Origin of the sequence: Mesorhizobium sp. M8A.F.Ca.ET.181.01.1.1 (genome assembly GCF_004792025.1) — a bacterium.
Taxonomy (GTDB): domain Bacteria; phylum Pseudomonadota; class Alphaproteobacteria; order Rhizobiales; family Rhizobiaceae; genus Mesorhizobium.
On record NZ_SRTV01000004.1, the window covers coordinates 543,138 to 566,040 of the forward strand.

Consider the following 22,903-nt stretch of genomic DNA (forward strand, 5'->3'; position numbering starts at 1 on the left):
CGTCGTTGCCCCAGAACCCGTCACGCCGCTCACCGCGGCGCCGTCGGCACCCTTGGTGTCGGCGCCGGCCGCATTGCCGTCGCTGCCGACGCCGGTAATCACGTTGCCGCTCGCCGTGCCGCCTTCCGAGACGCTGTCCGTGTCGGCAACCGCCGTCGGCACGTCATCGATGATGGCAACGGCAAAGGTCGTGCTCGCGGTGTCGCCGTCGACATCCGTGACGGTGATGCTGAAAGTGTCGGGAACCGTGTCGTTGGCGTCGTATCCGGTCGTGTGAACGGGATGGGTAACCGACTCGGTGACCGTGTAGTCATACTGGATGGCACCCGTGCCAGGATCGAACGACAGGATCGTGATGTAGCCGAACTCGCCCGCGATTTGCTGGTTAACGCCGGTCACGGTGGTGCCGTTGATGACGATCGAGCCGATGCCATCGGGTGCGTCGATGCTGATCGTGCCGACGCCGGAGGTTTCGGAGTTGCTTGGTGCGTCGCTGCCCGGCGATTGTTGCGAGCCGCCATCGAGGCCGGTTTCGCTGGCCGCCTGGCCAGGGTCGGTCAGGGACATGGCCACCACGGAGACGCCCCTGTCGACCAAGGAAGGGAACAGCTCGCGATGATCCAGCTGCCCAAAATGCAGGTCAGTCGGCGGCAGCAATGCCGAAAGGCCGAAGCCGTCGCCGATCCCGCCGGCAGGCTGTTCGAAATTGCCGCCGGCGCTCGAGGCCGAACCTCCCGGGCCCGCCGAGATGGAACCATCCGTGCCAAACGCGACATCGACATGGCTCGCTTCCAGCGCGGCGATCAAGGCCACGCGCGGCACTTCGACTTCGCCGATGATGAAGGTCGGCACATTCAGGGCGCCGTCCTTGATGACGATGACCGAGCCGTCCGCCTGCTCGAGCACGAGGTTGTGCCCGTCGACCTTGATGTTGTCGATCGAGACATTGGCGGGAAGTCTGACGACGTTGCTTGCGTCGGCGACGTATTCGTGTGGGGCATTTGCCGCTGGCGGAGCAGCCGCTGGCGCACCGCCGCCGACATCGACGGGCACGGGTTCGGCCGAAGCCGGCGCCGTTTGGGCCGGTGCCGCCGCCTGCTCGGCCGGTGCGGCCTGCGCCACCAACTGGATCGGCGCTGTCAGGTCCTGGTGATCGTTGGAGACGGAATGCTCGTCCCACGAGTTCGAAACGTTGTCCAATTCAATACTGGTCGCCATAGCTTAAACCCCTCCGGCATTTCCCGGAAAGAGACAGGTGGCGCCTCGACTTTGCAACGGTCCATCAATCCATTCTATATATTTGGATATGCCTGCGATAACTTTTTTTACGCTTGGTAAACTGTGAACATATAATCAGTTATATGTTGTCTTGGACGCATGGCGCTTCGCCGCGAGCGATGCGAACAATCCGGTAAATAGAAGTATAAATACGTGTAAAATTTTACTCAAATTAGCAAAACGATTATACAGGAAAGTTATCCACCTTCCTTTCCAGTAATTTGAGACAAGATTGGTAGCGTCCACGGTCAAAGGTGGGCGTCATGAAAAAACAAAAGAATGCTCCGGGGAAGAGCAAGCTCAAGCTGCTTCTGCTGGCAGTGGGGATGGCCGGCTCGGCGCAACCAGCCCTTGCCGGGCCGGTCGTCAGGGATTTCCTGCCCGAAACAGCGCTGCTTGGGACGGTCCAGGCGCCGCATGGTCTCGGCGGTATTTCGCTGCAAAGGTACCAGCCCTGGCAGCCGGCCGCCCCCTACCAGATCAGCCTTGTCCTGAACGGCTACAGTCCCGTTCCAGCGCAAGACGGCTCCAGCGCCTCGACCGCGCAAGAAGGCAGGGGGGTCGACCCGATGCAGACTGCGTCGATTATCCCGGGCGTGTTCGGGTCGGTTGCATTGTCCATGCGCAATTTTCCCGTTTCGGCGCGCTGGGCACCGGTCTACCAGGCCATAACCGGTTGCACCGTGGGCAGTCCCTGTGACCACAAGAGCCCGGCCTTCGCGGCCATGGTCTCGGCCGCCCAAGGCAAGGGCTTTGTCGAAAAACTGTCATTCATCAACAGCGGCATCAACCACCTGATCGCCTACAAGAAGGACAGCGTCGTTTACGGCAAGCTCGACTACTGGGCGAAACCTTCGGAAATCCTCGCCAATCGCGCCGGTGACTGCGAGGACTTCGCCATCCTCAAGATGACGGCGTTGCTGAGGGCCGGCATTCCGGCACGCAGCATGTCGCTCGTCGTTCTCCAGGACCGCAAGCGAGGTTTCTTCCACGCCGTGCTTTCGGTGAGCACTGCAGGCGGCGCTTACATTCTCGACAGTCTCAACAACACGGTGCTCAAGGACAGCGCGCTCCCGGACTACCAGCCACTGTATTCGTTCAGCACCGACCGGGCATGGATCCACGGGTCCAAACCGGGGGCCGCGCAGATGGCCGACGTCAAGGGCGGTTTCGAAACCGTCGCGCCTGGCGAAGGCGCGCTGCTGGAAGTCAAGTAAAGGCAAGGTGGTCGCTTCCTGTCCCGGCTCAATGCCGAGAGCAATTCCGGGAAAAGTGCGCAGCGCTTTGCCATTGGGAATTGCCGTGAAAACAAGGAGATGGAACGGTTTCCGCGAAAGGATGAGCCGCTCTATCCGTTGAAGACAAAAGCCATCAGCAATTCCAGGTCCTGCACCGGGGCGCGCACCACGTTCAGCTGGCCCCGGTAGCGGCGCTCGCCGGCACCGATCACAAATCCGCTCGCAACGGCAACGTCGCCATTGGTGTCAAGGCGCGCGAATATATCCGCCACGTTGAGATCCAGCGCCAGCTTCAGGTCCTGCCGCGTGTCCTGGTCGAATGCTGTCGGCAACTGCCGTTTGACCAGTTGCTGGAACGACGCATTGAACGTCACGATCTTCTTCGTCGATGCCAAGGCGAAAGCCGGCGACGGACAGGCAAGCAGAATGGCGTTTACCGTCCTGATCGACGCAAGCTTGCGCAGGTTCAGGTTCTCGTTCCCCGATTCGCGTATGCAGGCGACCCGAATTGCCGAGGTCAGGTTTCCTTTTTCCGCGTGACTTTCGGCGATCTCGTCGACCAGCATGCCGATCGTGCATTTGCGGCTCTCGGCCATCTGCTTCAGCGAAACCCAGAAAGCCCGCTCAAGACGGATGCCGCGCCTTACGCCGCCGCGCGCCACGACGCGGAACTCGAGCTCGAAATCTTCTGTCGGGAGCGGCAGAAGCAAACGGTCTTTCAAGGTCCGGGGAGAGATGGCGTTATCGCTCACTCATTGCCTCCTGACGTGCCTTGTTGATCGGCTTCAGCAGGTAGCTCAGGATCGTCTTGCGCCCGGTCTTGATATCCACGGAACAGATCATGCCGGGGATGATCGAATATGCCTTTCCGTCTCGCACCAGTGTCGATTTCTCGGTTGCAACACGCACCTGATAATAGGGTTCGCCCGTCTTCTGATCGACCAGGCTGTCCGCGGTAATGTTGGAAACCTTGCCTTCGATGCCGCCAAAGATCGAGAAGTCGTAAGCCGTGACTTTTATCAAGGCATCCTGATCGGGGCGGATAAAGGCGACATCGCGGGGCGAAACACGTGCTTCTACCAGCAATGTCTCGGAAGTAGGCACGATGCCGGCTACGACAGTACCGGGCTGGACGAAGGCGCCGACGGTGTTCAGTTCCATCGTGTTGACGATACCGTCCACCGGCGAGCGGATATCCGTTCGCGCGACCTTGTCGGTCGCGCCGCGAATGGTTTCGTCCACCACCGAAAGATCGGCCAAGGCCTGCGTCAGGTCATCGAGTGCTTCCTGCTTCAATTGCAGCCCGAGTTCCTCGACCTGGAGCTGCGCCTCGGTGATCGCCGACTTGGCTTTCTTTATCGTCTCGCCGGCCAGGTTCAATTGGCCGTTGAGTTCGGTTTGCTCCTGCTCGACCTTGAGCTGCTCGGTCCTTGCCATCAGACCCTTCTTGACCATCGCCTCGACCAGCGTCGCCTGTTGGTCGCTCACAGCCAGGTTTTTTGTCAATCGGTCGAGATTGGCGTTCGCTTCGTCGAGTTCCTTTTCGCGCTGGTCGAGGCGCGACTTGAGCACCGACAGCTTGTTGTCGAAGTTTTCGCGTCGGGCAACGAGGAGATTTTGCTCGTTGTCGCAGATTTCCGGCGCCACCGCCTGAATGTCCTGCGGACATGGAAACGATCCGCTGATGCTGCCGCTCTGTTCGTATTTGAGCCTGGCGATGCGTGTCTGCAGGGCTCGCGCCTTGGCTTGCTGTTCGCCGAGGCTGGACGTGTTCAAAGTATTGTCGAGACGAATGATAAGGTCGTTCTTCCTGACGACCTGCCCCACCTTCACGGCGATTTCCTGAACGACGCCCGGCTCGCTGGCCTGGATGACCTGGGTCTTGGAGGCCGGTATGACCTTGCCATCGCCACGCGCGATCTCGTCGACCTCGGCGAATGATGACCAGGCGACAAAGGCGACGAAGAGCGCCGCTATGATGAATATGGACGCCGTCGCGAAAAGCGGCGGGCGGTCTTCTCTGGCAAGCATTTCCTACGCCCCGTTATTATATCGGGTTTAGCCCGATATAATTTGTTCATTCAGGAATTGGTTCTCTGCAGCGCCTGAATGACTTGTTCTTTTGGCCCGTCAGCAACGATCCTTCCTTGTTCGACAACAATAAGGCGATCGGCCAGTTCGAGCATGCTGAAGCGATGCGTCGAGACGATCAGCGTCGTGTTGCGGTCAAAAGCGGTCTTCAGTTGCTTGATCAGCTGTCGTTCCGAAGCCAGGTCCATCGAGCCGGACGGTTCATCCAGAAAGACGATCTTCGGCTTGGTCAAAAGCAGCCGGGCAATCGCCACCGTCTGTCTCTGCCCGCCGGAAAGATTGGTGCCTCGCTCGCCGACATTCATGTCGTAGCCGCGTGGATGGCGAGAGACGAACTCGTCGACGCCGGCGGCTTTTGCAGCTTCGATGATCTGCTCGTCGGTCGCCTCCGGAGATGCCATGAGCAGGTTCTCCTTCACGGTGCCCGAAAACAGATCGCCAGCTTGCGCGACGATGCCGACGGCGGCGCGCACCTCCGACGGGTGATACTGGCGGATGTCGATGCCATCCAGCAGCAGCTCGCCCGAGCTCGGCAGGAAAAGCCTGCCGATCAGGCGTCCCATCGTCGTCTTGCCCGACCCGATGCGGCCGATGATGCCGATGCGTTCGCCCGGTTTCACCGAGAAGTTCAGGCCGGACAGAACCTCGTTTTCCGATCCGGGATAGACGAAGCCGACATTCTTGAACGTCATCGCTCCATTGCGGATCGGGCGATTGACAAAGCCCACCGTGTCCGGCCGGTCCTCCGGTTGGGACATGATGGAATTCACCATTCTCAAGGAGAGCATGGCCTGGCGAAATCTCGACAAGGTGATCGCGATCTGGCCGAGCGGAGCCACGGCCCGGCTCGCCAGCATCACCGTTCCGATAATGGCTCCTGTCGATACATGCCCTTCCGAAAAGGCATAGGCTCCGGCCACGACCAGGGCGACCGTCACAAGCTGCTGGATGGCCTGGGTGATGTTGCCGGCCGCGGCCGAGAGCTGCTTGATCTTCTCGGAGGTGTTGGCCGCATTCTTCGAATGCTCGCCCCACTTCCTCAGCAAATAGGCTTCGGCGCGCAGCGACTTGATTGTTTCCAGCGTGGAGATGGACTCGACCAGCAAGGCCTGGCGCTGGGATGCTTCGTTCATCGAGGCGGCGACCCGTTTGCCGATGCGATGTTGCGTGACGAGGCCGACGATTACCGACGCCACAAATGCCAGGGCCGGTATGATGACCAACCAATCGCCGATCGCGTAGATGACCAGCAGGAAGATGAAGACAAAGGCCGTGTCGATGAAGACGCTGATGGTGTTGGAGGTGAAAAACTCCCTGACGAACTCATATTGAGTGACACGGTTGGCATATTCGCCGGTCGAGCCAGGTCGCGCGGACAAGGATGAATTCAGCACCTTCTCGAACAGCAGATACGATATCCGCAGGTCCGCCTTGCGCCCGGCATAGTCGATGAGCGAGGCGCGGGCCGTCTTCAGGAGCAGGTCGAAGAGAATGACGGCACCGATACCGATCGCCAACACCCAGAGCGTCGATATCGCCTTGTTCGGCAATATACGGTCATAGACGTTCATGGTGAAGATCGGCGAGGCGATGGCCAGCAGGTTGATGAAAATCGCCGACAGCACGACCTTCGAATAGGTGCGCCAGAAAGCGCCCATCGTTCCCGTCAGCCAATGGCGCCGTTCGATCTGCTGCGCCGACCCGACCTTCATGCCTTCGGTGGCGTTGGCATAGGTGATCGAGAAGGATACGCCGCCACTGATGTAACTCGCGGCCAGCTCGGATTTGCCGATAGTCGTGCGCCCGTCTTCCTGCGGCGCCGTGAGATACCCGTCGCCATCGATTTCGGCCAGCAGGGCGATCGGCAACTGGCTGACACGGAAGATAATTGCCGGAAGATCGACGCGACCGCGCAGGAAGTCGCGATGATTGAATTCGTGGGTCTCGAGACCGATGCGTTCGGCAAGATGCCGGATCTCGGTGACCTCGATGCGCGTGTCCGAAATCGGCACCCCGGCAAACAGCACGGTCTCCGCACTCGGCCTGCCGAGATAGGCCGCAATCGCCGAAAAGCAGGCCTTGAACGCCTCCTTGGGCGACAGAATATGTGGCTGCTGATTCACGATCCGCCCGCCAGGACCCTCAACCTCCCTTACACCGGCTCACTTCTTCCTGACCGGGGCAAGGATGTCGAAGGGTATATCGTTCGTCTGTTCCGACGGGGTCCGTGCATAGGTTTCGGTGTCCGCGGTCTCCGGAACCGCAAATTCATCTTTGGCGTAGGCCGTGGCCTGCTTCGGCGGATGGATGTCCATCGTTTTCAGCAACTGCCCGGTCGCTGCCAGAAGCCGATATTGCGCAAAGAGCGATGCGTAGGACGCGGTGTCCGCCAGCGTCGCTGTGTTGAACCGCGTATTCTGCGCATCCAGCACATCGAGCAGCGAGCGCTGTCCGACCTTGAACTGCTCGCGATAAGAAGCAACCAGCTTCTCGTTGGTAGCGGCTTGCAGCTTCAGGGTCTTTGCCAGATCGGCTTGCCGGAAGCGGCGATCCCACGACGTGCGAACGGCTTCTTCGATCTCCCGCAGAACCTGATGCAGCCCAAGCCGCTGCTCGCTGGCGCGGCGGATCTGCTCCTGCTCATTGGCTTTGTCGATGCCGCCCCGGTACAGATTCCACCGCAGCACCACCCGTGCTTGCAGATCGGACGTGTCTCCATTGTCGCCGTCAATGTCGTATCCGGCCCGGGCAACGCCTTCGGCGACGACCGAAGGGCCGTATTTCGCCCGCGCGGCGTCAACCTGCGAGGCGGCGGCGGAAATATCGCTATTGGCCATGTGGACGCGCGGATTGTTCTCCCGCGCAATGCCCAGTGCGTCGTCCAGCGACCTTGGCAGCGCAGAGGAAACATCGCCTGGCCGCGATGCATTGGTCAGCGGCTTCCCAACGGTCTTGAAGAAGCGGATCCTCGAGGCCTCGAGTTCCTCGGCGGCTTCCTGCATGCGGGCCTTGGCCGCGAACAAGCGCTCCTCCGCCTGTTGCCGGTCGGCTTCGTTCAACCCGCCGCCTGCTATGCCTTCCCTGATGTCGTGGAGAATCGCTTGGTGAAAGCCCAGATTCTTCTTTGCCTCTGCCACGATCGAGGCCTGAAGCATGTATTCCAGGTAATCCTGGACAACCGACAGCCCGATGAACTCGGATCGCTCCAGCACGCGGAACGAGGCGCCATCGACCCGCGAGGCCTGACGGTTGAGTTCGGCTCGCCTTGCGCCACTATCATAAAGCGTTTGCGAAACTGTCAGGTCGGTCTCCGCGGGATAAAGAGCGTCGTGCTCGATGGAGAGCGCGCGGCGGGAGGAGTTGTCCAGACGGCGAGCACCAGCGGATGCCTCGACATCGACGCTTGGGAGATAAAGCCCTTTTGCCTGTCTCAGTTCGAACTCGATCGCCTCACGGTTTTCGATGGCCTGGCCGATTTCCGGATTGGATTCCACCGCAACCGCCATGGCCTCCTTGAGTGTCAGTGCATGCGCGCTCCAGCAACTCAGCATGGTAGCCGTCATCAAGAGACCAACGCTCATGACCTTGGTCGACAGACCTGTCGTCTTCATTTTCCCACCCACGTTTCCCCGCGCTTTGTTAAGAGCGCCCCAGCCGGGCTTGGCGCCTGGCCTTGTTGACTATCTTGCAAATTACCGTGAGCGTTTCATTATTAAGCTGTGACTAAATCACAGAATCCAGACAGACGGCCAAAGAATGTAGCAAAAATGGCACACATTTGAGACGCTGGTGGGGACCAAGTGCCGGTATTGAAACTTGAAACACCGAGACAGGATACGGAGATGGCCAACAGGACGCTTGTTCTGACAATATCCTGATGAGTACGCATGCCTGCAAATAAAGTGCGCTTGGCGCGGCGTTTTTGAGCAGGGCCGATTCGGTGCGTGCTGCGCTTGGCTGGGGCGCCAGGATTCGAACCTGGGAATGTCGGTACCAAAAACCGATGCCTTACCACTTGGCGACGCCCCAATAGCCGTCAGAGTCGCTGTGCGGCGCGTTATTAGCAGAGCAGCCGAAAAGCACAATGCTTATGAGCAGCCGCGAAGGCACTCGCCTGACCAGCAGTGCGATTGCCTCCAGATGATCCACAAGCGGACTATACGGACCACACGGCCAACTCGTTGCCGGCTGGGTCGACGAAGTGGAAGCGTCGGCCGCCGGGGAATGGGAATATCGGCTTGACGATCGTTCCGCCGGCGCTTTCGACCGCGCGAAGGGTTTCTTCCAGATTCTCACTGTAAAGCACAGGCAGCGGCTTGGCCGGCGCTTCCCCTGCATCAGCCTGAAAACCTCCTTCCAGCCCCTCGGCAAAGGCCGAATAGGTTGGTCCATAGTCGGTGAACGACCATCCAAAGGCAGCGCTGTAGAAGCCCTTCAGCCGGTCCAGCGTGCCGCCGGTCGCCGGCATTTCCAGATAGTCCAGTTTTCCAGGCCGTTTCATGGGACACCTCTTTGTTCCCTTTATGTTCTAGATATCGAACATTGAGGTGGCAAGTCTTTTTGACGCATCCGGGGGCATGGCTTTTTCTTAATCGATTGTAGCGACCCGACGGCTTTGGCCGGCGCTTGCCTTTCGCACTGCAGCATCATATCGCTCCAAAGTCGGACACGGGCGGAGCTTTCCGTTTCGCCAATCTTTCCAATCTCCTGCAACCGGAGAGCAAAGCATGACCAAATGGGTTTTCACCTTTGGCGATGGTGCGGCGGAAGGCCGTGCCGGCGACAAGAATCTGCTGGGCGGCAAGGGCGCCAATCTGGCCGAGATGTGCAGCCTGGGCCTGCCGGTGCCGCCGGGTTTTACGATCACCACCGAGGTCTGCAATGCCTACTATGCCAATGGCCGTACCTACCCGGCGGGATTGGAAGCCGACGTCGCTGTCGCGCTCGACCATATCGGCCGGCTGACCGGCCGCCGGTTCGGCGACCCTTCGAAGCTGCTCCTGGTTTCGGTGCGTTCCGGCGCCCGGGCGTCGATGCCCGGCATGATGGACACGGTGCTCAATCTCGGATTGAACGACGAGACGGTCGAGGCCCTGGCCTCCGATTCCGGCGATGCGCGCTTTGCCTATGACAGCTACCGCCGTTTCATCCAGATGTATTCCGATGTCGTCATGGGCCTCGATCACGAGGTGTTCGAGGAAATCCTGGAAGACCAGAAAGCCAGCCTCGGCCATGAACTCGACACCGAGCTGACGGCCATCGAATGGCAAGGCGTCATCGCGCTCTACAAAGCCAAGGTCGAGGAAGAGCTCGGCCGGCCGTTCCCGCAGGATCCGCACGAGCAGCTCTGGGGCGCGATCGGCGCGGTGTTTTCGAGCTGGATGAACAACCGCGCCATCACCTACCGGCGCCTGCACGAGATTCCCGAAAGCTGGGGCACGGCGGTCAATGTTCAGGCCATGGTGTTCGGCAATATGGGCGAGACCTCGGCGACCGGCGTTGCCTTCACCCGCAACCCGTCGACCGGCGAAAAGCAGCTCTATGGCGAGTTCCTGGTCAACGCGCAGGGCGAGGATGTCGTTGCCGGCATCCGCACGCCGCAGAACATCACCGAGGCGGCGCGCATCGCGGCGGGTTCCGACAAGCCGTCACTGCAGAAGCTGATGCCGGACGCCTTCCAGTCGTTCGTCACCATTTCCGACAGCCTGGAAAAGCACTATCGCGACATGCAGGATCTCGAATTCACCATCGAGCGCGGCAAGTTGTGGATGCTGCAGACCCGTTCCGGCAAGCGTACCGCCAAGGCGGCGCTCAGGATTGCCGTCGAAATGGCCAGGGACGGACTGATCACCAAGGAGGAAGCGGTCACGCGCATTGATCCGGCTTCGCTTGACCAGTTGCTGCACCCGACCATCGACCCGAAAGCCGCGCGCGACGTCATTGGCGTCGGCCTGCCGGCGTCCCCCGGGGCCGCCACCGGTGAGATCGTCTTTTCCTCCGGCGATGCCGAGGACCTGAAGACGCAAGGGCGCAAGGCGATCCTGGTGCGCATAGAGACCAGTCCGGAAGATATCCACGGCATGCACGCGGCCGAAGGTATCCTGACCACGCGCGGCGGCATGACCAGCCACGCGGCGGTTGTCGCGCGCGGCATGGGCAAGCCTTGTGTGTCCGGCGCCGGCTCGCTGCGCGTCGACTACAGGGCCGGCACGCTGCTCTCGATGGGCCAGACCTTCCGCAAGGGCGACATCATCACCATCGACGGCGGTAACGGCCAGGTGCTCAAGGGCTCCGTGGCGATGCTGCAGCCGGAATTGTCAGGCGATTTCGCGGCCATCATGGAGTGGGCGGACGCGGTTCGCCGCATGAAGGTGCGCACCAACGCCGAAACGCCTCTCGATGCCCGCATGGCGCGCTCCTTCGGCGCCGAAGGCATCGGGCTTTGCCGGACCGAACACATGTTCTTCGACGGCGCGCGCATCGTCGCCATGCGCGAGATGATCCTGGCCGACACCGAGAAGGACCGGCGCGCCGCGCTGGCCAAGCTTCTGCCCATGCAGCGCTCGGATTTTCTGGAACTGTTCGAAATCATGGCCGGCCTGCCGGTGACGATCCGCCTGCTCGATCCGCCGCTGCACGAATTCCTGCCCAAGACCGAAGCCGAACTCGCCGAGGTCGCGGTCGCCATGAACGTGTCGCCCGACAAGCTCCGGCAGCGCACCGAGGCGCTGCACGAATTCAATCCGATGCTCGGCCATCGCGGCTGTCGGCTCGCCGTCTCTTACCCGGAGATCGCCGAGATGCAGGCGCGCGCCATTTTCGAGGCCGCTGTCGAGGCCGGCAAGAAAGCCGGCGCGCTGGTGGTGCCCGAGATCATGGTGCCGCTGGTCGGCCTGGTGAAGGAACTCGATTATGTGAAGGCGCGCATCGATGCGGTCGCCAAGAGCGTCATGGATGAGAGCGGCGTCAAGATCGACTACCTCACTGGAACCATGATTGAGCTCCCCCGCGCGGCGATCCGCGCCCATGTCATCGCCGAGTCGGCCGAGTTCTTTTCCTTCGGCACCAACGACCTCACCCAGACCACCTTCGGCATCTCGCGCGACGATGCGGCGTCCTTCCTGGAAACCTACCGCCAGAAGGGCATCATCGAGCAGGATCCGTTCGTCTCGCTCGACATTGACGGTGTCGGTGAACTGGTACGCATGGCGGCGCAAAAGGGCAGGGCGACGCGGCCCGGCATCAAGCTTGGCATTTGCGGCGAGCATGGCGGTGATCCCTCGTCGATCCGCTTCTGCGAGGAGGTCGGGCTCGACTACGTCTCCTGCTCACCCTACCGCGTGCCGATCGCCAGGCTGGCGGCCGCGCAGGCCGCGGTGCATGCGGCGAAGACGGGGCGTGGATAGACTGGTACGGAGCTTAAGGTTTGTATGAAAATTCACGTGAACGTGCTGGCGACATAGCGTAATCTCGACACTGTTCTCGACCAATTTACGGATGACCGCCAATTGCTTCCGGAAACAGATGTTGCAGATATCACCCGCTCCGTTCCGCTCGATCCTGATCATTCAAACGAAGTTTGTAGGCGATATCGTCCTCGCCTCGACACTCGCCAGGAACCTGCGGCTCGAATTCCCTGACTCCAGGATCGTGTTCCTCTGCGAAGCGCATTTCGAGAGCTTCGTGGTTGCGCATGGCATCGCTTCCGAGGTGGTTGCGTTCAGGCGGGCCAGCATGCGGGGTACCCTGCTGCAACGCGCAAAAGAGCTCTATGCCGTGGTGCGGGCGCTGCGTGGCTTTCGCTTCGACCTGACGATCGACCTGACCGATTCCAAGACCTCTCGGCTCGTCAGCGGGTTGGTCAACGCCAGGACACGCGTCGGCTACAATCCTTCCGAGAGGCCGCTGAAGCTGTTGGAGCGGCAGCCCGCCAATGTGTTTGCCAAGCCATTCGGGTTTGGCGGCCAGCATTTTGTCTATCGCTATCTCTCCCCTCTTGAAGCACTCGGCATCGATCTGCACGCCACGGTACCGAGCATCAAGCCGCTGCCATTCGAGGCCGAGAAAGCCTTGGCGCTCCTGGGCAGGCACCATATCCACCCGAACGCCTTCATCGCCGTGCATGCGGGCGCCAGTTTCAAGGGCCGGCAATGGCAGCCCGAACGGTTCGCGGAGGCGATTGACGAGATCGCGGCCGAAACCGGACTGGGTGTCGTCCTGGTCGGGGGGCCAGACGAACGTGAAACCGCCGCGCGGATCGTCGCCGGGACGGCGACGCAGGTGGTCGACCTGGTTGGAGAGCTGTCGCTCGAGAGCCTGCTGGCGGTCCTGGAACAGGCCCGGATGTTTCTTGGCAACGAAAGCGGCCCGATGCACATGGCCGCTGCCGCGGGTACCCCGGTTGTCGGCCTTTTCGGCCTGACCAATCCGTCGCGCTGGGGACCTGTCGGCGTGCCCAGCATCGCGCTTCGGCCGTCAATGCCATGTGATTGCGTGGCCAAGGATCTGTGCCGCCGGACCGACCCCAGCAAGGCGTGCTGCGTTTGGCGCCTGGAGGTGAAGCCGGTCGTCGAAGCGGCGCGCGAGGTTCTGGCGCGCACCGAGATGAAACAGGAACGCGCTGTCTGAGCGGTGATCGATCGGCAAGGCTGTCGTCCAACAGCTCGTTCTCAGTCGGTCAAATTGCCGCGCCAGGCGTTTTTCTGCTATCCATCGTCCCGATTTCCGCCTTCATGCGGGTTTTGGGTTACCGGCTTGAAATCGCCGGTCAGGAATTCGGGTTCGATGCGTCTGCTGCAAAAAAATCTCTGCATGATCGCCATGTCGATGGCGCTGCTATCCAGCGCCCATGCCGCGCCGCTGGTCGAACCCACGCTGCACATCAAGCCGGCTGCAAGCGGAACCGGTCGCGTCGCGCTCACGCTCGATGCCTGCGGCGGCAAGACCGACACGCGCATTCTCTCGGCGCTGGTGGACAACAGGATACCGGCCACCATTTTCGTCACCGGCATCTGGCTGAAGCGCAACGCCGAGGCCGTCGCGATCATGCGGGCGCATCCCGACCTGTTCGAACTGGAAAATCACGGCGGCCGCCATGTTCCGGCGGTCGACACGCCACAGAAAATCTATGGCATACGCAGCGCCGGCAGTCCCGAAGCGGTAGCGGCCGAGGTCGAGTCGGGCGCCGCCGCACTTGCCGGGACCGGCGAGCCGGCGCCGAAATGGTTCCGCGGCGCAACCGCCGAATATAGCCCCTCGGCCATTGCAATGATCCGCAAGCTCGGCTTCAAGATTGCCGGCTTCTCGATCAATGGCGATGGCGGCTCGCTGCTCGGCGTCAAGGAGACGGCCAAGCGTATCGCCGCGGCCAAGGATGGCGACGTCATCATCGCTCATATCAACCAGCCGACCCATGCCGCAGGCGAGGGCGTTGTCCAGGGCCTGCTGGCGCTCAAGGACAAGGGCATGACCTTCGTGCGGCTCGACGACGCCGACGGGACGGGCAATCACGGCACCACCGAGTAGAACGGTTCAAAACCGATCGAGAGCGGTTCAGTGTTCGATAGAATGTCTGACCCACTCTAACTTCTTGTTTTTACGCAATTCCCGGGGGAAGCGCTACGCGCTTCCCCCGGGAAAACCGCTGCGCACTTTTCCTGGAATTGCTTGTCTTATGACTTTCGTTGCCGAAGGGTCGAGAATGGACCGCCGGGAGAGGGTGCCAGCCCTCTCGTCGGCGGCGAGGGTCGGATCTGAACCTCAATGCACTCTCAAGTGCCTTCGGGCTGAAGCGTTCAGTCCGGCTTGGCTTCGATGGTGACCTTGCTGGCGTAGAACGCGCCGTGGTCGCGGATGTCGGTCATCTCGTCGAATGGTTGGCGGTAGGCCCACATCGCATCCTTGCCCGCTTCGCCCGCCGGCAGCACGCTCCAATAGCTGGCGTCACCCTTGTAGGGGCAGTGGGTCGAGTGGTCCGTTCGGCTGAGCTTGTCGAAATCGATGTCGGCGAACGGAATGTAGAAGGCGGCGGGGTAGGGGGCCTCCGTCAGCACCTTCGCCTTCGCGGACGAAGCGATGACTGTATCGCCGGCGCGGACCGTGACGGTGCCGGAATAGGGCTCTATCGTGATGATCTTGTCGGGATTGCGCTGAAAGCCGGGTGCCGGGTTGGCGATCTTGTCCATGCTGGTTCCTCTTGCCCCGACCTTAAGTGTGGTGGAAGGCCGGATTGCGCAAGCCCGTAGTCGCAAACAAAACAGACGCCATGCGCTCGTGCGTGGCGCAAGATAGCCTTCGCATTGCCGCGGAAATTCAGGCGGCGGTTTTGAAGGCGTCCATCAGCCCGGCATAGGCGGCCGCGATTCCCGCCACCGGGTTGCTGCTTCTCGAAATGGTCTCGACTTTCAGCGCCCCGCCGCCGGTTGGCAAGGTGAGCAGGAGGAACTGGCGATTGCCGCCATCGCCGACGGATGCCGCCGCGACGTGCTGGCCTTCCCCTTCGTTCTGGACGCACATCTTGAACAGCAGCGTGCCGCCGACCGCTTCGAGCGCGCCGCCGACAACTTCGACGAACTCGTCTTCGGAAACAGTCTTTTCGTCCGGCACCAGATCGGCCAGGCTTTCGGCAAGTGTACTCTCGAGAACCTTATCGTCGAGCGTGTCCATGCGAACCTCTTTCAGTCGCCAATCGCACCCCTTTGCCCGTTAACGAAACTTAACACCGACGATGGCCGGATTGTGGCGCTTTTTGCTGTCGGTCCGATCACCGGAGTCTACCTCGATGTAACGTATTTGAAGCCCCTGACATTCGAATGGCGGCAGGACCAGCCAAATGGACTCAAAAAGCGTCCGGATTCAATCGTTTGCCAATACGGGTCGAACTCCGACTTTCGTCCGCTGCGCTCCTGGATGGCTGGACAATTCCCGGGTTCGCTTCACAATGCGATCAAAAGGGTGAAGCGAAAAGCTCGGGGGCGAAAAGCGTGAGGGAGGGAACGGCATGCTGGGATTGATGCAGGAATGGCCGCTGCTGTGCCACAAGCTGATCGACAACGCTGAACGGCAGCATGGTGTGCGCGAGATCGTGTCGCGTTCGATCGAGGGGCCGATCGTGCGCACCACCTACGCCGACATCCATCGTCGTTCCCTCAAGGTCGCCCAGCGCTTGGAGCGCGACGGTTTTGCCTTGGGCGACCGCATCGCGACGCTGGCCTGGAACACCGCCCGCCACATCGAGGCCTGGTATGGCATCATGGGCATCGGCGCTATCTACCACACCCTCAATCCGCGCCTGTTTCCAGAACAGATCGTCTGGATCATGAACCACGCCGAGGACAAGGCCGTTTTCGTCGACATCACCTTCATCCCGTTGCTCGAGAAGATCGCTGGTGCCGTCAAATCGCTGAAGAAGGTGATCGTGCTCACCGACAAGGCGCACATGCCGCAAACGACCTTGCCCGGTGTCGTAGCCTACGAGGACTGGCTCGATGAGGTCGATGGCGACTTCACCTGGAAGACCTTCGACGAAGGCACCGCCGCCGGCATGTGCTATACGTCCGGCACGACGGGTGACCCCAAGGGCGTCGTCTACAGCCATCGCTCGAACGTGCTTCATGCCATGATCGCGGCCATGCCCGACGCCATGGGCCTGTCGGCGCGCGACACGATCCTGCCGGTGGTGCCGATGTTCCACGCCAATGCCTGGGGCCTTGGCCAGAGCGGCCCGATGATGGGCTCCAAGCTGGTCATGCCTGGCTGCAAGATGGACGGTGCCTCGATCTATGAGTTGCTCGACCAGGAGAAGGTCACATTCAGCGCCGCCGTGCCGACCGTGTGGATGATGTTGCTCCAATATCTGGAGGAGACCGGCAAGACACTTCCCCATCTCAACAAGGTCGTGATCGGCGGCTCGTCGTGCCCGCGCGCGATCATGACGAAGTTCCAGAACAATTACGGTGTCCAGGTCATCCACGCCTGGGGCATGACCGAAATGTCGCCGCTCGGCACGCTGTGCACCTTGAAGCCGGACTATGCAGGCCTTGACGGCGAGGCTCGGCTCGACGTCCAGAGCAAGCAGGGTTACCCGCCCTTCGGCGTCGAAATGAAGGTGACCGACGACGACGACAACGCGCAGCCTTGGGACGGCAAGACGTTTGGCCGGCTCAAGGTACGCGGTCCGGCAGTCGCTCGCGCCTATTATGGCGGTGTGGGCGCGGAGCAGTTCGATGAGGATGGCTGGTTCGATACCGGAGACGTCGCTCATATCGATGCCGGGGGCTACATGCAGATCACCGACCGCGCCAAGGACGTCATCAAGTCCGGCGGCGAATGGATTTCGACCATCGACCTGGAGAATCTGGCCGTCGGCCACCCCGATGTAGCGGAAGCGGCGGCCATCGGCGTCCAGCATTCGAAATGGGGCGAGCGGCCCTTGCTGGTCGTCGTCGCCAAGCCGGGCAAGGAACCGACCAAGGCCGAGATTCTCGATTTCATGGATGGCAAGGTGGCCAAATGGTGGATGCCGGACGACGTCGCTTTCGTCGGTGAGATACCGCACACCGCCACCGGCAAGATCCAGAAGATCACCTTGCGTCAGCAGTTCAGGGACTATCGCTTGCCGACGGATTGAGGGGATGTTGCGTGTTTCGGCTTCAAGCCGCCGCAAAAAGGCACTAAACCTCCGTCCGGGTTGGGGCAGCAGAGAATGATGGTTAGCATTCCCGAACGGCAAACGTCGAAGGCTGCCAGCTGGTCGCGGCGCACGGCCGCCTTTTCGGCGGTGCTTTTGCTGACGAACTTTGTCGGCCATCGCTTCGGCCTCGTTCAAACGCCGGTGTTCCTGTGGGTGTTGGGCATTGTCGCCCTGCTGGCGGCGCTGGCGCTGTTGTTTGCCGGCCTGGCCTTTGCGAGGCTGTGGAATTTTGGTGACCGTGGTGGCCGCGATCTCACCGTCGGCGCCGTGCTGGCGCTGCTGGTGCTCACCCCCTATGGCGTTGCCGCCTACTGGGCGACGATCTATCCGCCGCTGCGGGACATCTCGACCGATTTCGATGAACCGCCCGCGCTCGATGTCGGTGACCGGACCAAGGACATGAACGTGCTGTCTCCGCCGACGCCGGGTGAGCAGAGTTTGCAGACCGACAGCTATCCATTGGTCACCGCACGCAGCTACGACCTGCCATTTGAGACCATCGTCAACGCCGTTGAAACCGTGCTCGACCGGCGCGGCTGGGACCTTTCGGAGCCTTATCCCGAACTCGCCGGACAGACAGAGGTGACCATCACCGCCATTGCCTCGAGCTTCTTTCTCGGCCTTCCCGCCGACGTCGCCATTCGCGTCATGGATGACGGCGACACGGTCATCGTCGACATGCGCTCGGCCTCGCGTTACGGCCGCCATGACCTTGGCGACAATGCCGCGCGCATCACCGATTTCCTGGCGGAACTGGATCAGGAAGTCGCCGGCCAGGTCGGCGCGGCGCCGGCCGAGTAGCCATTTCCGCGCGAATTCGCGCCTGCGACGACGGTAGGGTGAACGCTTGGGTGGGGCAGACCTATCGGCCCGGCGTGAAAATGCCATCTATGGCTGGGGCGGCGTTTGTCGCCACGACGCCGCGCGCCACCAAATCCTCCAGATGGGCAAGCACCGACAGGCCGGCGGCGCCGTGCAGCCGTGGATCGGTATCCCTGTAGATCGCCCTGACCATGTCGGGAATTGTCCTGTCGCCGGCTCTGATCCGCTCCAGTATGGCCCGTTCGCGCATCTTGCGATGCGTCTTCAGTCCGCGCATGTAAGCGCGCGGCGCAGTCACTGGTCCGCCATGGCCAGGCAGCAGCAGGCGATCGCCGCGCTCGATCAGCCGGTCGAGCGATGCCATGTAATCGGCCATTGCCCCGTCCGGCGGCGCGACGATGGAGGTTGCCCAGCTCATGACATGATCGGCTGAAAACAGGATTCCGGTGCCTTCCAGCGCGAATGCCGCGTGATTGGCGGTGTGGCCGGGCGTCAGCACCGTTCGGATCGTCCAGCCGTCGCCGCTGACCAGTTCGCCGTCCGGCAACGCGATGTCGGGGATGAAAGCGGTGTCGGCGCTGGCGTCGAGCGCATTGGTTTCGCCGATATGCAAGGGTCTCGCCGGCCGGTGCGGTCCCTCCGCCAGCACCTGGGCGCCGGTGCGCTCCTTCAACCGGGCCGCCAGCGGGGAATGGTCGCGATGCGTGTGGCTGACGAAAATGTGGCTGACCGGCCGTCCGGCGATCACGTCGAGCAAGGTCCGCAGATGCCCCTCGTCATCCGGCCCGGGATCGATCACCGCCAGCGTGTCACGTCCCACGACATAGCTGTTGGTGCCATGAAAGGTGAAGGGACTGGGATTGCGGGCCGTGACACGTTGCACGTCGGGGGCCACGCTTACGCCTTGGCCATAAGCGGGGTCGAAGCTGGTATCGAATTTGAGAGCCATGTCGGCACATTGTTCCCGGAACGGCAAAACCGATTGCCGCATAGCACGCAAGCCAATATAGGAAAACGCAAGACCGCGATTTCTGGTTCGCGGCAAGATTGAATTGGGGAAGATCATGACAACCGCAACGACGACGCGCCCGCTTGTTTTTCTGGCCTTGCCGCAAGACGGTGCCGCGCGGCTGGCGACGCAGTTTTTCCTGGCGATTGCCGGGACACTGCTGTTGACCCTTTCGGCCAAGACCAGGGTAGTGCTCGGGCCTGTCGATATCTCGATGCAGACGCTCGCCGTCTTCCTGATCGCCGCCGACTTCGGCATGCGGCTCGGCGTCGCCACTTTGCTGCTCTACATGGCGGAAGGCGCGATGGGCTTCCCGGTCTTCCAGGGCACGCCGGAAAAAGGCGTCGGCATCGCCTATATGCTCGGTTCGACCGGCGGCTATCTCGCCGGCTTCGTGGTCATGGCGGCGATTGTCGGCTGGGCCGCCGACCGCGGCTGGGACCGTCATCCGATCAAGCTCTTCAACGCCATGCTGGTTGCCGAAGTGGTGATGATGGCAATGGGTTTTGCCTGGCTGGCGCTGCTCATCGGCCCGGAAAAATCCTGGCAGTTCGGCGTCGTGCCGTTCATCGTCGGCGACCTGATCAAGGTGGCTCTCGCGGCCAGCCTCGTGCCGGCCGTCTGGTCATTGCTGAAGCGCTCCTGATTTGAGAACATCCGGCCCGGATCACTTCGGGCCGGAGCTTGGCCTGCGATGAGCTCGGGCCTGTTTCCCAGCCATGTCACGGACGGGCGTTTCTGATGAAGGTTCTGGTCACCGGCGCTGCCGGCTTCATAGGCTATCATGTCGCCAGGCGGCTCCTGGAGCGCGGTGACGAGGTTGTCGGCATCGACAGCATCAACGACTACTACGACCCTGAGATCAAGGAGGCGCGGCTGCGGCTGCTGGCCGAGGCGGGTCGCGGCACCAATGCCGGCTATCATTTCATCCGTGGCAATCTCGCCGACCGCAGCGTGGTCGACGGCTGCTTTGCCGACCACGCCTTCGACCGGGTGATCCACCTGGCCGCGCAGGCAGGCGTGCGCTACAGCCTGGAAAACCCCCACGCCTATGTCGAAAGCAACATCGTTGCTTTCACCAACATGCTCGAGGCCTGCCGCGGCAGCCGTGTCGGGCACCTGACCTATGCCAGCACCTCCAGTGTCTATGGCGCCAACACCGACATGCCGTTTTCCGAGCATCGCCCGGCCGACCATCCCTTGCAGTTCTACGCCGCCACCAAGCGCGCCAACGAACTGATGGCGCACAGCTACAGCCATCTGTTCGGCCTGCCCACCACGGGGCTGCGTTTCTTCACCGTGTACGGTCCCTGGGGGCGCCCGGACATGGCGCTGTTCCTGTTCACCAGGAGCATCCTGGCCGGCGAGCCGATCAAGCTGTTCAACAACGGCAACCACACGCGCGACTTCACCTATGTCGAGGACATCGCCGAAGGCGTGATCCGCGCCAGCGACAGCCCCGCCGCGGCCAACCCGGCCTGGGATTCCAGCCATCCGGATTCGGCGACCAGCAGCGCGCCCTGGCGCATCTTCAACATCGGCAACAACAATCCGGTGAAGCTGACCGCCTATGTCGAGGCGCTGGAAAACGCGCTTGGCCGCAAGGCCGTGATCGAACTCCTGCCGCTGCAGGCCGGCGACGTGCCCGACACCTTCGCCGACACTTCGGCACTGCAAGCGGCGGTCGGCTACCGCCCCCGGACCTCCGTCACGGAGGGGGTAGGGCGGTTCGTCGAGTGGTACCTGGGTTATTTTGGGCCGCGTTGAGCGTGATGAACGCGTTCTTGGCCACGTAAAGACCTGCTCTCGGTCGAAAAAGACCAGGAACAAAAATATGTGCTAGTCTCCCCAAGTCATCAGACGGTGGGGATTGCCATGTTGGAAACGGACAAACTGTTCGCCGGCTCGATTCCTGAAAACTACGACCGTTACATGGTGCCTTTGATTTTCGAGCCGTTCGCCGCGGATATCGCGCGCCGAGCCGCGGCCCTGTCGCCGGGGGCTGTCCTGGAAATCGCCGCGGGCACCGGGGTCGTCACCCGCGCATTGGCGCCAAGACTGGCCCCTGGCGCAAGCTATGTCGTGACCGACCTGAACCAGCCGATGCTCGACTACGCCGCCTCGCGACAGACACCCGACAGCCGCATCACATGGCGCCAGGCGGATGCGATGGCGCTGCCGTTCGAGGATGCGGCCTTCGATCTCGTCTGTTGTCAGTTCGGTGCGATGTTCTTTCCAAACCGCGCCTCCGCCTACCGCGAAGCTAGGCGGGTCCTGAAGCCGGGAGGCCGGTTCCTGTTCAACGTATGGGATCGCATCGAGGAGAATGTGTTCGCCGATGACGTGACCAATGCCCTCGCGCGGATTTTTCCCGACGATCCGCCGCGCTTCCTGGCACGCACGCCGCACGGCTATCACGACAAGGCGCTGATCCGTCGCGACCTGGAGGACGCGGGTTTCTCCGATGTCGCGATCGAGACCAGAGCCGAACAAAGCCGCGCATCCTCGCCACGGCTTCCGGCCGTCGCTTATTGTCAGGGCACCGTCCTTCGCACCGAAATCGAGGCCAGGGACGCTGGAAAACTGGACGCCGCGACCGACTACGCGGCATCAGCCATTGCCGACAGACATGGCAGTGGCGAAGTTGCCGCCAAAATCCAGGCACATGTGATCATGGCCGCGGCCTGAATGGTGGAACGTCCACCCTGCGCAATGACCGCTGTCCCGTCCTCGACAAGACGGAAAGTGCGATCAGTGGTCAGGCCTCGGCCTTGATGGCCGCTATCCAACATGGCCGACGCGTTTGTCGTATGCCGCATTGACAAGCCAATGCATGAAACCTAAGCACAGGCACACAGGGCCGGGGGGCTTTGGCATGTCGAGGAGAGCTTCTTGAAAGGAATTATCCTTGCTGGAGGCAGTGGAACGCGTCTTTATCCACTAACATTAGCAGTCTCTAAGCAAATTCTTCCCATTTACGACAAGCCGATGATCTATTATCCGCTGAGCGTGCTGATGCTCGCGGGAATACGAGAGATTCTGATCATTTCGACGCCCCGTGATCTGCCGGCTTTTCGTGGTTTGCTCGGCGACGGGTCGGAGTTCGGGCTGGCCCTGTCTTACGCCGAGCAGCCGCAGCCCAATGGACTCGCGGAAGCCTTCATCATCGGCCGCGATTTCATCGGCAAGGACAGCGTGTCGATGATCCTGGGCGACAACATCTATTTTGGCGACGGGCTATCGCAGCTTTGCCGCGTCGCGGCATCGCGCCAGAGGGGCGCCTCGGTGTTCGCCTACCATGTCGAGGATCCCGAACGCTATGGCGTGGTGTCTTTCGACAAGGCGACCGGAACCGCGCTGACGATCGAGGAAAAGCCGCAAAAGCCGAAGTCCAACTGGGCCGTCACCGGTCTCTATTTCTACGACAATAACGTCGTCGACATCGCCCCGACCATCCGTCCTTCGGCGCGCGGCGAGATCGAGATCACGGCCATCAACAATGTCTATCTCGAGCGCGGCCAGCTCCATGTTCACCGGCTGGGACGCGGCTATGCCTGGCTCGACACCGGTACGCATGACAGCCTGCACGAAGCCTCGTCCTTCGTGCGTACGATCGAGCATCGCCAGGGCATCAAGGTCGCCTGTCCAGAGGAAATCGCCTTCGAACAGGGATGGCTGACGGCGGACATGGTGCTGGATCGCGCAAGCCGGCTGGGAAAGAACGAGTACGCCGCCTATCTGCGCCGGCGCGTCGTCGATCTTTCGGAGGGTTAA

18 protein-coding genes, 1 tRNA gene and 1 pseudogene are annotated in these 22,903 nt (G+C 61.6%); 10 read left to right on the forward strand and 10 right to left on the reverse strand.

The features are described 5' to 3' along the window. A pseudogene (locus tag EN824_RS35270) lies at positions 1-1,218 on the reverse strand (hypothetical protein); the annotation flags it as partial. 323 nt (positions 1,219-1,541) lie between these two features. On the opposite strand from EN824_RS35270, the gene EN824_RS18410 reads away from it, so the two are divergent. Next, positions 1,542-2,495, forward strand: coding sequence for a transglutaminase-like cysteine peptidase (locus tag EN824_RS18410; protein ID WP_135865365.1), 954 nt, complete (start codon positions 1,542-1,544; stop codon positions 2,493-2,495). A gap of 131 nt (positions 2,496-2,626) precedes the next feature. On the opposite strand, the gene EN824_RS18415 is transcribed toward EN824_RS18410, so the two are convergent. From EN824_RS18415 to EN824_RS18440, 6 genes are all read right to left on the reverse strand, one after another. After that, positions 2,627-3,268 (reverse strand): ribbon-helix-helix domain-containing protein, encoded by a 642-nt coding sequence (locus EN824_RS18415; protein ID WP_127276192.1) that lies wholly within the window; start codon positions 3,266-3,268, stop codon positions 2,627-2,629. Then, complete coding sequence (locus EN824_RS18420; protein WP_127873135.1) at positions 3,258-4,547, reverse strand: HlyD family type I secretion periplasmic adaptor subunit; 1,290 nt, start codon at positions 4,545-4,547, stop codon at positions 3,258-3,260. Before EN824_RS18420 ends, EN824_RS18415 begins: the two co-directional genes overlap by 11 nt. A gap of 50 nt (positions 4,548-4,597) precedes the next feature. Next, entirely contained in the window at positions 4,598-6,730 is a 2,133-nt protein-coding gene (locus EN824_RS18425) for a type I secretion system permease/ATPase (RefSeq protein ID WP_127276188.1), read from the reverse strand. A 39-nt stretch (positions 6,731-6,769) separates the two neighbouring features. Then, positions 6,770-8,218 (reverse strand): TolC family protein, encoded by a 1,449-nt coding sequence (locus EN824_RS18430; RefSeq protein ID WP_127276186.1) that lies wholly within the window; start codon positions 8,216-8,218, stop codon positions 6,770-6,772. A gap of 343 nt (positions 8,219-8,561) precedes the next feature. Beyond that, positions 8,562-8,636, reverse strand: a tRNA-Gln gene (locus EN824_RS18435). A gap of 127 nt (positions 8,637-8,763) precedes the next feature. Next, positions 8,764-9,108 carry a VOC family protein gene (locus EN824_RS18440; RefSeq protein WP_127276184.1) on the reverse strand — a complete coding sequence of 115 codons (345 nt, stop codon included), beginning with the start codon at positions 9,106-9,108 and terminating at the stop codon, positions 8,764-8,766. Positions 9,109-9,334: 226 nt separating this feature from the next. On the opposite strand from EN824_RS18440, the gene ppdK reads away from it, so the two are divergent. The 3 genes from ppdK to EN824_RS18455 all read left to right on the forward strand — a co-directional run bounded on the left by ppdK (position 9,335) and on the right by EN824_RS18455 (position 14,132). Next, positions 9,335-12,013 (forward strand): pyruvate, phosphate dikinase, encoded by a 2,679-nt coding sequence (ppdK, locus tag EN824_RS18445; RefSeq protein ID WP_127276182.1) that lies wholly within the window; start codon positions 9,335-9,337, stop codon positions 12,011-12,013. A gap of 118 nt (positions 12,014-12,131) precedes the next feature. Next, complete coding sequence (locus EN824_RS18450; protein WP_127276179.1) at positions 12,132-13,235, forward strand: glycosyltransferase family 9 protein; 1,104 nt, start codon at positions 12,132-12,134, stop codon at positions 13,233-13,235. A 156-nt stretch (positions 13,236-13,391) separates the two neighbouring features. Next, on the forward strand, positions 13,392-14,132 hold the full coding sequence (locus EN824_RS18455; protein WP_127276177.1) for a polysaccharide deacetylase family protein: 741 nt from the start codon (positions 13,392-13,394) through the stop codon (positions 14,130-14,132). Positions 14,133-14,401: 269 nt separating this feature from the next. On the opposite strand, the gene EN824_RS18460 is transcribed toward EN824_RS18455, so the two are convergent. Both EN824_RS18460 and EN824_RS18465 read right to left on the reverse strand, forming a co-directional pair. Continuing rightward, a complete protein-coding gene (locus tag EN824_RS18460; RefSeq protein WP_127276175.1) occupies positions 14,402-14,791 on the reverse strand; it encodes a DUF427 domain-containing protein in 390 nt (129 codons plus the stop codon). Between the two features lie 127 nt (positions 14,792-14,918). Beyond that, positions 14,919-15,272: a hypothetical protein gene (locus EN824_RS18465; protein WP_127276173.1), complete on the reverse strand. Its 354-nt coding sequence runs from the start codon at positions 15,270-15,272 to the stop codon at positions 14,919-14,921. A 334-nt stretch (positions 15,273-15,606) separates the two neighbouring features. Between EN824_RS18465 and EN824_RS18470 the strand changes: the two genes are divergently transcribed. Together EN824_RS18470 and EN824_RS18475 are read left to right on the forward strand one after the other, a co-directional pair. Then, positions 15,607-17,235, forward strand: coding sequence for a fatty-acid--CoA ligase (locus EN824_RS18470; RefSeq protein WP_127276171.1), 1,629 nt, complete (start codon positions 15,607-15,609; stop codon positions 17,233-17,235). Positions 17,236-17,313: 78 nt separating this feature from the next. Beyond that, the gene (locus EN824_RS18475) at positions 17,314-18,099 is read left to right on the forward strand and encodes a DUF1499 domain-containing protein (protein WP_127276169.1); all 786 of its coding nucleotides are present in this window, start codon (positions 17,314-17,316) and stop codon (positions 18,097-18,099) included. A gap of 61 nt (positions 18,100-18,160) precedes the next feature. Here EN824_RS18475 and EN824_RS18480 read toward each other — a convergent pair whose 3' ends face one another. Continuing rightward, on the reverse strand, positions 18,161-19,069 hold the full coding sequence (locus EN824_RS18480; protein ID WP_135932599.1) for an MBL fold metallo-hydrolase: 909 nt from the start codon (positions 19,067-19,069) through the stop codon (positions 18,161-18,163). A gap of 115 nt (positions 19,070-19,184) precedes the next feature. Here EN824_RS18480 and EN824_RS18485 point away from each other — a divergent pair, with 115 nt between their 5' ends. The 4 genes from EN824_RS18485 to rfbA all read left to right on the forward strand — a co-directional run bounded on the left by EN824_RS18485 (position 19,185) and on the right by rfbA (position 22,903). Next, a complete protein-coding gene (locus tag EN824_RS18485; RefSeq protein ID WP_135932600.1) occupies positions 19,185-19,775 on the forward strand; it encodes a biotin transporter BioY in 591 nt (196 codons plus the stop codon). Between the two features lie 95 nt (positions 19,776-19,870). Further along, positions 19,871-20,896 (forward strand): NAD-dependent epimerase, encoded by a 1,026-nt coding sequence (locus EN824_RS18490; protein ID WP_127281118.1) that lies wholly within the window; start codon positions 19,871-19,873, stop codon positions 20,894-20,896. Positions 20,897-21,004: 108 nt separating this feature from the next. Continuing rightward, the gene (locus EN824_RS18495; protein ID WP_135932601.1) at positions 21,005-21,817 is read left to right on the forward strand and encodes a class I SAM-dependent methyltransferase; all 813 of its coding nucleotides are present in this window, start codon (positions 21,005-21,007) and stop codon (positions 21,815-21,817) included. A gap of 204 nt (positions 21,818-22,021) precedes the next feature. Beyond that, positions 22,022-22,903, forward strand: a complete 882-nt coding sequence (gene rfbA, locus EN824_RS18500; protein WP_127281045.1) for a glucose-1-phosphate thymidylyltransferase RfbA — start codon at positions 22,022-22,024, stop codon at positions 22,901-22,903.

Bases quoted from the DNA above. Each gene is read 5' to 3' on its own strand.
- EN824_RS18440 (WP_127276184.1), bottom strand. From the start codon at position 9,108: ATGAAACGGCCTGGAAAACTGGACTATCTGGAAATGCCGGCGACCGGC.
- EN824_RS18465 (WP_127276173.1), bottom strand. From the start codon at position 15,272: ATGGACACGCTCGACGATAAGGTTCTCGAGAGTACACTTGCCGAAAGC.
- EN824_RS18470 (WP_127276171.1), top strand. From the start codon at position 15,607: ATGCTGGGATTGATGCAGGAATGGCCGCTGCTGTGCCACAAGCTGATC.
- EN824_RS18430 (WP_127276186.1), bottom strand. From the start codon at position 8,218: ATGAAGACGACAGGTCTGTCGACCAAGGTCATGAGCGTTGGTCTCTTG.
- EN824_RS18410 (WP_135865365.1), top strand. From the start codon at position 1,542: ATGAAAAAACAAAAGAATGCTCCGGGGAAGAGCAAGCTCAAGCTGCTT.
- EN824_RS18485 (WP_135932600.1), top strand. From the start codon at position 19,185: ATGACAACCGCAACGACGACGCGCCCGCTTGTTTTTCTGGCCTTGCCG.
- EN824_RS18455 (WP_127276177.1), top strand. From the start codon at position 13,392: ATGCGTCTGCTGCAAAAAAATCTCTGCATGATCGCCATGTCGATGGCG.
- EN824_RS18475 (WP_127276169.1), top strand. From the start codon at position 17,314: ATGGTTAGCATTCCCGAACGGCAAACGTCGAAGGCTGCCAGCTGGTCG.
- EN824_RS18450 (WP_127276179.1), top strand. From the start codon at position 12,132: ATGTTGCAGATATCACCCGCTCCGTTCCGCTCGATCCTGATCATTCAA.
- EN824_RS18460 (WP_127276175.1), bottom strand. From the start codon at position 14,791: ATGGACAAGATCGCCAACCCGGCACCCGGCTTTCAGCGCAATCCCGAC.
- ppdK (WP_127276182.1), top strand. From the start codon at position 9,335: ATGACCAAATGGGTTTTCACCTTTGGCGATGGTGCGGCGGAAGGCCGT.
- EN824_RS18490 (WP_127281118.1), top strand. From the start codon at position 19,871: ATGAAGGTTCTGGTCACCGGCGCTGCCGGCTTCATAGGCTATCATGTC.
- EN824_RS18480 (WP_135932599.1), bottom strand. From the start codon at position 19,069: ATGGCTCTCAAATTCGATACCAGCTTCGACCCCGCTTATGGCCAAGGC.
- EN824_RS18495 (WP_135932601.1), top strand. From the start codon at position 21,005: ATGTTGGAAACGGACAAACTGTTCGCCGGCTCGATTCCTGAAAACTAC.
- EN824_RS18420 (WP_127873135.1), bottom strand. From the start codon at position 4,547: ATGCTTGCCAGAGAAGACCGCCCGCCGCTTTTCGCGACGGCGTCCATA.